This window comes from Limnohabitans sp. 2KL-1, assembly GCF_003063435.1.
Lineage (GTDB): Bacteria > Pseudomonadota > Gammaproteobacteria > Burkholderiales > Burkholderiaceae_C > Limnohabitans_A.
The window spans coordinates 785,950-798,010 of sequence record NZ_NESL01000001.1 but is presented as its reverse complement, the minus strand read 5'-3'; the positions used below and the strand labels follow the sequence as shown (position 1 = coordinate 798,010).

Genomic DNA, 12,061 nt, shown 5'->3' with positions numbered 1-12,061 from the left:
ATCCAGAAATATCCGGCCCAGCTTGATGGCGAAGCCCCTGTGGCTGCGCCTGAAAGGCTAAACTCGGAGTCATGATTTTAGCGAGTGTGTCCCCATGGACATTGCCCTTCTCGGTATTGGCCGCCTTGGCCTATGTGCTGCCTGCCTTGGCACCGCAGCGCCTGAGTGACCAGCCCGCACGGCGTCTGCTGTGGCTGGCTTGGGGTCTGCACGCCGGCAGCCTGCTGCTTTTGCTGATGGGGCCTGTGCGTTTTGGCTTTGCGCCCGCCCTGTCAGTGACGTCCTGGTTGGTGGTGACCGCTTACATGATCGAGACCCAATTCTTTCCCAAACTCAAGGCACGCTGGGCCGTGGGCAGCCTGGGAGCCATCACCGTGGTCCTGGCTTGGGTCTTTCCTGGTACCCCCTTGACGCCTCAGGCCTCGGCTTGGTTACCACTGCACTGGGCACTGGGCCTGTCGGCTTACGGCATGTTTGCCGCTGCCGTGGTCCACGCTTGGTTGATGACACGCACCGAACACGACATTCGCCTGGCCCAGGAAGGTGCCGGTGGCTTGCCCTTGCTGACGTTGGAGCGGCTGACTTTTCGCTTTGTGACCGCCGGTTTTGTGCTGTTGACCGCGACCCTGATCGCAGGCGCCTTGTTTGGTGAAGCCCTGTATGGGCAAAGTCATGGTCCATGGCGCTGGGACCACAAAAGAGTCTTTGCCGTTTTGTCATGGCTGACATTTGCCACTTTGCTGGTTGGACGCAGCCAATGGGGCTGGCGAGGCCGCCGTGCCGTGCGCGTGCTCTATATGGGCGCTGGCTTGCTGTTGCTGTCTTATGCCGGTTCACGTTTCGTGCTCGAAGTCTTGATTGGACGCGCTGGATGAAATACCTTTTTTTACTTTTGGTCATTCTGGTGGTCATCTGGGCCATCAAGCGCAGCCGCATTGGCGATACCCCGAACCCGAAAAACGATACCCCAGCGGCTACGCCTTCGAACATGGTCATCTGCGCCCACTGTGGCATCCACCTGCCACAGGAAGAGGCCGTCTCGGGGGTCAAGGGTACCTATTGCAGCACGGAGCACCGTTCAGCTGCGCAGGATCGCAACCCGGCCTGATGCAGGCCCGCCCATTGCGCCGCATGGGTGCACATGTCCCGGCCTGAGCAGTTCCGGACCCCTCGCGATGATCACACGCCCCTTTGAAGATAAAAGCCTTTGGCATCAGGGCTGGTACATGCCCGCCATACGACTGGAGTCGCCCAACTTTGGCCCAAGACCCGAAGGGGCCTGCATCGACCTGTTGGTGCTCCACTCGATCAGCTTGCCGCCAGGCCAATACGGTGGTGGGCAGGTGCAAGACCTGTTCACCAACCAGCTCGACTGGGGCGCCCACCCTTATTTTGAGCAAATCAGGGGCCTGCAGGTGTCATCGCACTTTTACATCCGGCGTGACGGTGCTTTATGGCAGTTTGTCAGCGCCGATGACCGTGCCTGGCACGCCGGGCAGTCCGAATACCGGGGACGCACCAACTGCAACAACGACTCCATTGGCATAGAACTCGAGGGTCTGGAGGGCGATGTGTTCGAAGACGCCCAATACCTGCAGCTGGTCAATCTCTGTCAACATTTGCGCCATCGGTACCCGATTGCCCATATTGCCGGCCATGAACACATTGCACCGGGCAGAAAACTGGATCCCGGACCGGGTTTCGACTGGCATCGACTGAAGTCCTTGTTGCCATGCCCAGCGGGCGTTTTTCCCGAGTCCGACACGCCCATTTAAAAATATTTTTCATTACATTTTTTACACTTTTATCATTTGAAACCTTCTGAAATAGGACGACCCCAAGTCTTTTCCTGAAAACACAACCCGATCAGGGCCAAAGTCTCCTGCAAGCCGCAACGGCCTTGATTTTGAATCTCAAAATGCCCTTGTCATCGGGCTTCCAGGCCACTGCATTTGTGCGGCCAAGCGCAAAAACAATGACACCTCCAAACTTGGCCACCTCGTCCACATCGCCTGCAGGTGACCATCTCAAGATACACTACAGGTAGTGGCTTGCCTTGCACTCAGACACCATATATAGTGTCTTTTACAAATTCTCACAATTAACGCGCAACGGCATTTTTCCTTTTGATTGCACCCACTTCAAGCAGAAATTCCAAAAAAATGACCCTCCACACAGAACCCACGACCACGCCCGCTTTATCCAGCCTGATGAAGCCTTCCGAAACCGACCATGCAGGCTCTGCGACCTTGCAGGCCTTGGATCACTACCAAATCATTCGCCGCAACGGCGCGGTCGTGCCCTTTGAGCCCAACAAAATTGCTGTGGCCATGATGAAAGCCTTCCTGGCAGTTCACGGGACACAAGGCGCGGCATCTGCCAGCGTGCGAGAAGTGGTCGAAGAATTGACCCGAAACGTGGTGCGCGCCCTGATGCGTTCACGCCCGGGCGGCGGCACCTTTCATATCGAAGACGTGCAAGACCAGGTCGAGCTGGGCTTGATGCGCAGCAGCAACCACGAAGTGGCACGCGCCTACGTGCTCTACCGTGAACGCCGCGCCCAGGAACGCACACAGCAAACCCAGGCTGTTGCCCCTGTCGTTCAGGAACCCTCGCTGCATGTGATCGACCAAGGCCAGCGCGTGGCGCTGGACCTGAACAAACTCAAAGCTCTCATGATCAACGCCTGCGACGGTTTGGGCAAAGACGTGAGCGCAGAGCCGATCATGGTCGAAACCATGCGCAACCTGTACGACGGCGTACCCATGGAAGAGGTGTACAAAGCCTCCATTCTGGCTTCGCGCACATTGATCGAAAAAGACCCGGACTACACCTACGTCACGGCCCGTTTGTTGATGCACACCATCGCCAAGGAAATTCTGGGCAAGGACGTGACGCAAGAACAAATGGCCGAGGAGTACATCAACTACTTCCCGCAATTCATCAAAAAAGGCATCGACAACGACCTGCTGGACGCCAAATTGGCTCAGTTTGACCTCAAAAAACTGGCCCAAGCACTGAAGCCCGAGCGCGATCTGCAATTCGATTACCTGGGCCTGCAAACTTTGTACGACCGTTATTTCCTGCACGTGCGCAAGCAACGCATCGAAATGCCTCAGGCCTTCTTCATGCGGGTCGCCATGGGGCTGTCGCTGGGTGAAGCCGACCGTGAAGCGCGAGCCATCGAGTTTTACGAGGTCTTGTCCTCGTTCGACTTCATGTCCTCCACGCCCACCCTGTTCAACAGCGGCACCTTGCGCCCCCAGTTGTCCAGCTGCTACCTGACCACCGTGCCAGACGATTTGGACGGCATTTATGAATCCATCAAGGAAAACGCCCTTCTGTCCAAATTTGCAGGCGGCTTGGGCAACGACTGGACGCGTGTGCGCGCCATGGGCTCGCACATCAAGGGCACCAACGGTGAATCCCAAGGTGTAGTGCCTTTCCTCAAAGTGGTCAACGACACCGCCGTCGCCGTCAACCAGGGCGGCAAGCGCAAGGGCGCGGTCTGCACCTACCTGGAAACCTGGCACCTGGACATCGAAGAATTCCTGGAGCTGCGCAAGAACACCGGCGATGACCGCCGCCGCACCCACGACATGAACACGGCCAACTGGATTCCCGACCTGTTCATGCGCCGCGTCATGGAAAAAGGCGACTGGACCTTGTTCTCGCCTTCGGACTGCCCCGACCTGCACGACAAGTTTGGCGCCGACTTTGAAAAGGCCTACACCGCCTACGAAGCCAAGGCCGAACGTGGCGACATCAAGCCCAGCAAAAAAGTACCTGCCAATGACCTGTGGCGCAAGATGCTGTCGATGCTGTTTGAAACCGGCCACCCCTGGATCACCTTCAAGGACGCCTGCAACGTCCGCTCGCCCCAGCAACACGCTGGCGTGGTGCACTCCTCGAACCTGTGTACCGAGATCACACTCAACACCAGCGACACCGAAACCGCCGTCTGCAACCTGGGCTCGGTCAACCTGTCACGTCACCTCAAGGACAGCGCCAACGGCAAAGTGCTTGACCACGACAAGCTGAAAAAGACGATTTCGACCGCCATGCGCATGCTCGACAACGTGATCGACATCAACTATTACGCCGTCAAAAAAGCGCGCGACTCCAACATCCGTCACCGTCCCGTGGGCCTGGGCCTGATGGCCTTCCAGGACGCGCTGTACGAGATGCGCATCTCCTATGCCTCGCAAGCGGCTGTGGAGTTTGCTGACCAGTCTATGGAAGCGATCTGCTACTACGCGTATTGGGCCTCCACCGATCTGGCCAAAGAGCGTGGTCAATATTCCAGCTACCAAGGTTCTTTGTGGGACCAGGGCATTCTGCCTCTGGACACCATCGACTTGCTGGCGCGTGAGCGCGGTGGCTATGTGGAAGTGGACCGCTCATCCACCCTCAATTGGGACGCCTTGCGCCAGAAAATCAAGGCCGACGGCATGCGCAACTCCAACTGCGTGGCCATCGCCCCCACCGCCACCATCTCCAACATCATTGGCGTGGACGCGTCCATCGAACCTTGCTTTGGCAACCTGTCGGTCAAATCCAACCTGTCGGGCGAATTCACCGTCATCAACAGCTACTTGGTACGTGACCTCAAACGCCTGGACCTGTGGGACGATGTGATGGTGATGGACCTGAAACACTTCGACGGCTCACTGCGCCCGATCGACCGCGTGCCGCAAGACATCAAGGCTTTGTATGCCACCGCCTTCGAAGTTGAAACCACTTGGTTGGTCGAAGCTGCAGCACGTCGCCAGAAATGGATTGACCAGGCCCAATCGCTCAACATCTACATGGCAGGTGCCTCCGGTAAAAAACTGGACGACACTTACAAGCTCGCTTGGTTGCGCGGCCTGAAAACCACGTACTACCTGCGCACCTCCAGCGCCACGCAAGTTGAAAAGTCCACCGTGAATGCGGGCTCACACAACGCAGTGTCTTCATCCGGTGCACCCCAGGCCAGTATGAGTGCCGTGGAGACGACCGCTGCTGCATCGCAAGTTCTGATGAGTGCTGTGCCCGCTACCGACGTCAAGTTCACCGCGATTGATGATCCTGGCTGCGAAGCTTGCCAGTGATGAATGGCGCATCGTGCCGTGTCTGACGGCACACAGTACGATGCAATTGAACAACACTTCAAGTGTGCCTTGCGCCATAAAGCGATTCACCGCTTTGCAATTTGTTGGCATGCTTTCATAATTTGAGAACTGGAATTTTTTATGCTGTCCTGGGACGATCAAGTCAAACCTGCGTTGCAACCTGCAATGCCTTCTTTTGCTGGCGCAGACACCGCTGCCGCTACAGCATCGCCGTCTTCACCCGTTAACCCATCTGCACCGGCCACACCTCGCCGCATGACTGCCGCCGACAAGCGCATCATCAACGGCCAGACCGACGTCAACCAGCTGGTCCCTTTCAAATACAAATGGGCTTGGGAGAAATACCTGGCCACCTGCGCCAACCACTGGATGCCGCAGGAAGTGAACATGAACCGCGACATCGCTTTGTGGAAAGACCCCAACGGTCTGACCGAAGACGAGCGTCGCATCGTCAAGCGCAACCTCGGCTTTTTTGTCACCGCCGACTCGCTGGCGGCCAACAACATCGTGCTGGGCACTTACCGCCACATCACAGCCCCCGAGTGCCGTCAGTTCTTGTTGCGCCAGGCCTTCGAAGAAGCCATCCATACCCACGCGTACCAATACATTGTGGAATCGCTGGGTCTGGACGAAAGCGAAATCTTCAACGCCTACAACGAAGTCCAGTCCATCCGCGACAAGGACGAGTTCCTGATCCCGTTCATCAACGTGATCATGGACCCGAACTTCCACACCGGCACGCTGCAAACCGACCAGACCTTGCTCAAGTCGCTGATCGTGTTCGCTTGCCTGATGGAAGGCCTGTTCTTCTACGTGGGCTTCACGCAAATTCTGGCGCTGGGCCGTCAAAACAAGATGACCGGTGCTGCCGAGCAATACCAATACATCCTGCGCGACGAATCCATGCACTGCAATTTCGGCATCGACCTGATCAACACGGTGAAACTCGAAAATCCACAACTGTGGACAGCCGAGTTCAAGGCCGAAATCAAGGCCCTGTTCCTCAAAGCGGTGGAACTGGAATACCGCTACGCCGAAGACACCATGCCGCGTGGCGTACTGGGTATGAACGCCTCCATGTTCAAAGGCTATCTGCGTTACATCGCCAACCGCCGCGCCACCCAAATTGGCCTGGAAGCACTCTTCCCCAATGAAGAGAACCCCTTCCCCTGGATGAGCGAGATGATTGACCTGAAAAAAGAACGCAATTTCTTTGAAACCCGCGTCATCGAATATCAAACAGGCGGGGCTTTGTCCTGGGACTGATCTTCTGAGCCCCTCTGCAATGAAACCCCACTTCAAGCCACGCGCCGCAATGCCTTCGGGCCTTGGGCGTCGTGGGTTTCCCGCGTTCATGGTGTTGGGGGTTTCCTCAGTGCCATGGATCGCTTTGTGCAATCCAACAAGCACCAAGCGTTCCCTTTCCGTTGAGTTCTCAACTTGATCAAGGAGAAAATCATGGCAACTGCAAAAAAAGCAGCAGCAAAAAAAGCTGCTCCAGCGAAAAAGGCCGCTCCGGCCAAAAAAGCGGCTCCAGCTAAAAAAGTAGCCGCAGCCAAGAAACCAGCCGCCAAAAAAGCAGCTCCCGCTAAGAAAGCCGCTCCTGCCAAAAAAGCAGTCGCAGCCAAAAAGCCAGCCGCCAAAAAAGCAGCTCCCGCTAAGAAAGCCGCTCCCGCTAAAAAAGTAGCAGCAGCCAAAAAAGCGGCACCCGCCAAAAAAGCCACTGCAAAGAAAGCAGCAGCCCCAAAAGCGGCACCAGCGAAAAAAGCAGCTCCAGCCAAAAAAGCAGCAGTCAAGAAAACTGCAGCCAAAAAGCCAGCCGCCAAAAAAGCCGTTGTGAAAAAAGCCGCCAAAAAACCAGCAGCAAAGAAGGCATCCAAAGCGCCCGCTGCCCCAGCTGCGCAAACGACTTTGAATCCTCAAGCAGCATGGCCGTTTCCTTCGGCCGCCAAGCCCTGATTCAGACGTCAGTCGCTAGCAACCAAGCCCGTCACTGGCAACAGTGCCGGGCTTTTTAAATTGGACAGGCTACTCGGCCATGGCCGAATGAACTCATGGGTAAAAACTCAGCAGGCGGTAATCGCTGATCGGCTGTGCTGGATCCACCTCGACCTTCAATTCGCCGGACCAAGACTGTCCTGGCCCCAAAACATCCGGCGCTCCCACATCCGAGGGAAGAAGAACACGGCGCAACCAGACCATTTTTTGGGCATCATTCAAACTCAACTCCAAAGCGGTCATTCCCAACGGATGCTCTGAAATATTGCGCACGGTCCAGCTCAAAAAGTGGTCAGCACCACGCTGAACCAAATCAGAACCCTCAATCACCATGCCGTCTTGATCAGACAAGGGATTCAGGGCACATCCCAATGACATGCACACTTGCCGAACAACGGTGCCTGCTGCAGGCCAATGAGCCGCAATGGTCTGTCTTTGGACAAACACCAGTTGAACAATCAAGACCAATAACAGCACCCAAGCCATCACATGGCGACCTGAAAAAACAGGCGAACGCCAACCCGACACAACCTCACCGGCATCGTTCGAAGAGGGGGGCGCAGCGGGCGTCAAGTCATCCCGTATCGGCTTGAAACTGGACAACGCTTGCTCAAAAGACAGCAAATCGGAACTGGCCGGCTCATCACTGAGCGATGTGGATGCGCCATTGCTCGGCAACAAGTCCTCTATGGGGATGCGCTTGACTTGTGCGGGACTTGAAGAGGCTATGGCATCGGCAGACGGGGGCGCGGATCCCTCAGCAGGCGCCCAAAGCAAAACCAAACCCGTGCTGTCAAAAATATGCTGGCATTGACCACATTGCAGCCAGCCATGGGCAGCCTGGAGATGTTCAGATCCGACTTGATAGACCGTGCTGCATGAGGGACATCGGGTGATCCTGTTCATGCAAGCATTGTAGTCAGGCGGCACGACACGTCATCTGGACGCTGCAGCCGTCATCAGAATCCAGCCGTCTTCGCTGTCAGTCACTTCCAGCGCGACCCATGGGGCATAAGCGGCTTTGAGTTCATCGGCCTGACGCTCCAAAATGCCCGCCAACACCAGCGAGCCGCCCGCCGCCACATAAGAACACAGCAAAGGTGCCAGCACTTTGAGCGGCGTGGCCAGGATGTTGGCCAGCACCGTCTGGTACTGCCCCTGCGCCTTGTCAGGCAAGCCCGCTTGCAAGCGGACATGGTTGGCCTCGGCATTGAGCTCGGTTGCGGTCACAGCGGCATCGTCGATGTCCACCGCATCGATCTCGCTCGCACCGTATTTGGCGGCGCCAATGGCCAGAATGCCCGAGCCGCAACCGTAATCGAGCACGCGCTGACCTTGCACGCCATGCTGCGCAATCCAGCGCAAACACATGCGGGTGGTCGGGTGCGTGCCCGTGCCAAACGCCAGACCGGGGTCCAGACGGATGATCTGCCGTGCTTGCGCAGGCGGCTCGTGCCAGGTCGGCACGATCCAGAAATCGGGTGTGATTTCCACCGGCGCAAACTGCGACTGCGTCAGACGCACCCAGTCCTGATCGGCCACCGCCTGAATGCCCAGCAAACGGCAACCATCAAAGAAATCCTGCACGCCCAAAAGCTGCGCGGCCTCTTTGGCCGCCGCCTCTTGCGCGAACAGCGCCACCACGCGCGAACGCTGCCAGCCGTCTTTGGGCGGCGGCATGCCCGGTTCGCCAAACAAGGCTTGCTCGGCCGGGGTCTGGGCATCGGCGTCTTCGACCGACACACTCAAGGCATCCAGGGCATCGAGCGCGTCGCTCATGACATCCACCCGTTCTTCCGGGCACAGCAAGCTCAGTTCAAACATACGGTCTCAGCGTTTGTGCTGGCTCAGCCAGTGTTCCAGATAGTGGATGTTGGTGCCGCCTTGCATGAACTTGGCGTCCACCATCAGCTCGCGGTGCAGCGGGATGTTGGTGTTGATGCCCTCGATCACCGTCTCGTTCAAGGCCGTCTGCATGCGGGCCAAAGCCTGCTCGCGGGTGTCGCCATGAACAATCAGTTTCCCGATCATCGAGTCGTAGTTCGGGGGCACGAAGTAGTTGTTGTAAACGTGCGAGTCCACCCGCACACCCGGCCCACCGGGCATGTGCCAGGACGTGACGCGACCGGGCGAGGGCGTGAACTTGAAGGGGTCTTCGGCATTGATGCGGCACTCGATGGCATGACCGCGGATCTGGATTTGACGCTGCGTGAAAGGCAATTTCTCGCCCGCAGCCACCATGATCTGGGTCTTGACGATGTCCACACCGGTGATCCATTCGGTCACAGGGTGCTCGACCTGCACACGGGTGTTCATTTCAATGAAATAGAACTCGCCGTTTTCAAACAAGAACTCAAAGGTGCCCGCACCGCGGTAACCGATCTTCTTGCAGGCGGCCACGCAACGCTCGCCGATCTTCTCGATCAGCTTGCGGGGAATGCCCGGTGCCGGTGCTTCCTCGATCACCTTCTGGTGACGCCGCTGCATGGAGCAGTCACGCTCGCCCAGATAGACCGCATTCTTGAACTTGTCGGCCAGGATCTGGATTTCGATGTGGCGCGGGTTCTGCAGGAACTTTTCCATATAGACCGCAGGATTGCCGAAGGCAGCCCCCGCTTCGGCCTTGGTCATCTGCACCGCATTGATCAGCGCTGCTTCGGTGTGCACCACGCGCATACCGCGCCCGCCACCACCACCTGCGGCCTTGATGATCACCGGGTAGCCCACGCTCTTGGCAATCCGGCGGATCTGCACCGGGTCATCGGGCAATTCGCCTTCGGAGCCGGGCACGCAAGGCACGCCGGCACGGATCATGGCCTGTTTGGCCGAGACCTTGTCGCCCATGATGCGGATCGACTCGGGCGTGGGGCCAATGAACTGGAAACCGCTTTTCTCGACACGCTCGGCAAAGTCGGCGTTTTCACTCAAAAAGCCGTAACCGGGGTGGATCGCCTCGGCATCGGTCACCTCGGCCGCCGAGATGATGGCGGGCATGTTGAGGTAGCTCAGTGGCGAGGCCGCCGGGCCGATACAGACGGCTTCTTCGGCCAACTTCACGTATTTGGCTTCTTTGTCAGCCTCGGAATACACCATCACGGCCTTCACGCCGAGTTCGCGGCAAGCGCGCTGGATGCGCAAGGCAATCTCACCGCGGTTGGCCACCAGGATTTTCTTGAACATGAAATCCCCGTTCGGTTTATTCGACGATGAACAAAGGCTGGCCGTATTCGGTCGCCTGACCGTTCTCGCACAGGATCTGGGTCACCGTACCGGACTTGTCCGATTCGATCTCGTTGAGGATCTTCATCGCTTCAATGATGCACAGCGTGTCGCCTTCCTTGACAACCGAGCCGATCTGCACAAAAGGCGCAGCACCGGGGCTGGACGAACGGTAGAAAGTGCCCACCATGGGCGACTTGACAGCGTGCCCTGCAGCCGCAGCCGGCGCGGCCGGAACTTCAGCAGCAGGTGCTGCAGCCACAGGCGCTGCCACCATGGGTGCGGCCACAGCAGCTTGCTGCACCATCACCGGCGCAGCCACGCCCATGCTCTTGACAATGCGAACCTTGCCTTCGGCTTCGGTGATCTCCAGTTCAGAGACGTTTGAGTCCGACACCAAGTCGATCAGGGTTTTGAGTTTGCGCAAATCCATAGGTCCTCCATTGCTTGAGCCAACGTAATCGGACGAATTTACACCAATTTTCAGTAAAAACCCTCGAAAAAGGCCTCTTCAAGCCGCAAAGAGTGCAGATTTCAGGCTTGACAAATGTGTTAAAGCAAAACCTTGCGCATCAGGCCCGGGTCGCCCGCCACTGCGCCAGATCGTCTTTGGACAACTGCCCCAGCTTTTGCCGCCAAATGCTGCCATCTGCATTGAAAAACACACTGAAGGGCAACCCACCCGCTGCGTTGCCCAGTGTTTTGGCCAGCTCCGTGCCCCCCAGACCCGCCAGACCGACCGGAAACCCCAGGGGTTGCTTGGCCAGAAAGCGCCTGACCGCGCTCGGCTGGTCAATCGCCAAAGCCACCACCTGGAAGCCATGGGCCTGATGTTCACGCCAAAAGGCGTCAATCAGGGGCAACTCCTCCACACAAGGCGGGCACCAGGTGGCCCAGAAGTTCACCAGCAAAGGCTTGCCCCGGAAATCCGCCATGTTCAAACTGTCGGCTGAAACGGTCTCAAAGCGCTGCGTCCACAAGGCATGGTCAGCACCGGGCAAAGCCGCATGCGGCTCCAGCCGCCACCAGGCCAGACCGGCACCGGTCAAAGCCGCTGCCGCGCCCGCTGCCGTCAGCCACAGTCGCCGGGCTTGTGTTGGAGATTCAGAAGTCATGCGGCGATTGTCTTTCATGCCGCCAGCAGACGCTCCAAGGCGGTCAAATCCCCCCGGGGCGAGCGGCCTTGCGCATCGGGCAACAAGGCCCCGCGCAAATCGTCCAGATCGTAAATGCGCAGGTGCACACCCACATCTTCGTTCAACGGTTTGCAAAAGCTGTGCAAACTGAGCACATCCACCTCGTCGCCGTGCAGACCCTGCACCGTTTGCACCTCGTAGCGCTGGTTCTGGTTGATCAGCGCGATCTCGGCCGACTTGGGGTCGTCGCAAAACAAGGCCAAATCGATGTCGCACAAACGGGTGGCCCAGCCCTGCCAAACCGCACCCCCAAGGTGCGGGCGAAATTCGGCCAGCCGCTGCATCCATACCCGTGCCAATTCACGCAAAGCGAGCAACTCGCCGGGCTGGGTGTCGCTGCAAAACAGCGCAATGTAGTCGCGCACCTCGGCCTCGACCACGTCGTTGGGAGGCAAAGCCGTGCGGCCAGGCAAACCCAACTCTTTCAGGGCCCGGTGCTTGGCCGGACCAAAGGCCAGGCCTTCTTCCACCACCAGACGGGCGGCGGTAGCAGCAATTTCAAGCGCAACATCGTTCATGGGCATGGATTGTGCC

General features: G+C 57.9%; 12 protein-coding genes. 6 read left to right on the top strand and 6 right to left on the bottom strand.

Going from position 1 to position 12,061, the window contains the following annotated elements; translation table 11 throughout:
* The first annotated feature begins 71 nt into the window (after nucleotides 1-71).
* The 6 genes from B9Z47_RS03725 (at nucleotide 72) to B9Z47_RS03700 (ending at nucleotide 7,073) form a co-directional block, all read left to right on the top strand.
* Nucleotides 72-875 carry an inner membrane protein YpjD gene (locus B9Z47_RS03725; protein WP_108329847.1) on the top strand — a complete coding sequence of 268 codons (804 nt, stop codon included), beginning with the start codon at nucleotides 72-74 and terminating at the stop codon, nucleotides 873-875.
* Nucleotides 872-1,108, top strand: a complete 237-nt coding sequence (locus tag B9Z47_RS03720; protein ID WP_108329846.1) for a PP0621 family protein — start codon at nucleotides 872-874, stop codon at nucleotides 1,106-1,108. The genes B9Z47_RS03725 and B9Z47_RS03720 overlap by 4 nt, the downstream gene beginning before the upstream one ends.
* 67 nt (nucleotides 1,109-1,175) lie before the next feature.
* On the top strand, nucleotides 1,176-1,775 hold the full coding sequence (ampD, locus tag B9Z47_RS03715; RefSeq protein ID WP_108329845.1) for a 1,6-anhydro-N-acetylmuramyl-L-alanine amidase AmpD: 600 nt from the start codon (nucleotides 1,176-1,178) through the stop codon (nucleotides 1,773-1,775).
* A gap of 435 nt (nucleotides 1,776-2,210) precedes the next feature.
* On the top strand, nucleotides 2,211-5,093 hold the full coding sequence (locus tag B9Z47_RS03710) for a ribonucleoside-diphosphate reductase subunit alpha (protein WP_233253657.1): 2,883 nt from the start codon (nucleotides 2,211-2,213) through the stop codon (nucleotides 5,091-5,093).
* 141 nt (nucleotides 5,094-5,234) lie between these two features.
* Complete coding sequence (locus tag B9Z47_RS03705) at nucleotides 5,235-6,380, top strand: ribonucleotide-diphosphate reductase subunit beta (RefSeq protein ID WP_108329843.1); 1,146 nt, start codon at nucleotides 5,235-5,237, stop codon at nucleotides 6,378-6,380.
* Nucleotides 6,381-6,572: 192 nt separating this feature from the next.
* Complete coding sequence (locus B9Z47_RS03700; RefSeq protein WP_108330079.1) at nucleotides 6,573-7,073, top strand: histone; 501 nt, start codon at nucleotides 6,573-6,575, stop codon at nucleotides 7,071-7,073.
* 93 nt (nucleotides 7,074-7,166) lie between these two features.
* Here the strand turns inward: B9Z47_RS03700 and B9Z47_RS03695 are convergent, their stop codons facing one another.
* From B9Z47_RS03695 to B9Z47_RS03670, 6 genes are all read right to left on the bottom strand, one after another.
* Nucleotides 7,167-8,018 carry a zinc-ribbon and DUF3426 domain-containing protein gene (locus B9Z47_RS03695; RefSeq protein ID WP_108330078.1) on the bottom strand — a complete coding sequence of 284 codons (852 nt, stop codon included), beginning with the start codon at nucleotides 8,016-8,018 and terminating at the stop codon, nucleotides 7,167-7,169.
* Nucleotides 8,019-8,048: 30 nt separating this feature from the next.
* Complete coding sequence (gene prmA / locus B9Z47_RS03690) at nucleotides 8,049-8,936, bottom strand: 50S ribosomal protein L11 methyltransferase (protein ID WP_108329842.1); 888 nt, start codon at nucleotides 8,934-8,936, stop codon at nucleotides 8,049-8,051.
* Nucleotides 8,937-8,942: 6 nt separating this feature from the next.
* Entirely contained in the window at nucleotides 8,943-10,292 is a 1,350-nt protein-coding gene (gene accC / locus B9Z47_RS03685; protein WP_108329841.1) for an acetyl-CoA carboxylase biotin carboxylase subunit, read from the bottom strand.
* A gap of 16 nt (nucleotides 10,293-10,308) precedes the next feature.
* Complete coding sequence (gene accB / locus B9Z47_RS03680; protein WP_108329840.1) at nucleotides 10,309-10,764, bottom strand: acetyl-CoA carboxylase biotin carboxyl carrier protein; 456 nt, start codon at nucleotides 10,762-10,764, stop codon at nucleotides 10,309-10,311.
* 139 nt (nucleotides 10,765-10,903) lie between these two features.
* Nucleotides 10,904-11,446, bottom strand: a complete 543-nt coding sequence (locus B9Z47_RS03675) for a TlpA disulfide reductase family protein (protein ID WP_233253631.1) — start codon at nucleotides 11,444-11,446, stop codon at nucleotides 10,904-10,906.
* 14 nt (nucleotides 11,447-11,460) lie between these two features.
* A complete protein-coding gene (locus B9Z47_RS03670) occupies nucleotides 11,461-12,045 on the bottom strand; it encodes a hypothetical protein (protein ID WP_369911707.1) in 585 nt (194 codons plus the stop codon).
* Nucleotides 12,046-12,061 lie beyond the last annotated feature (16 nt).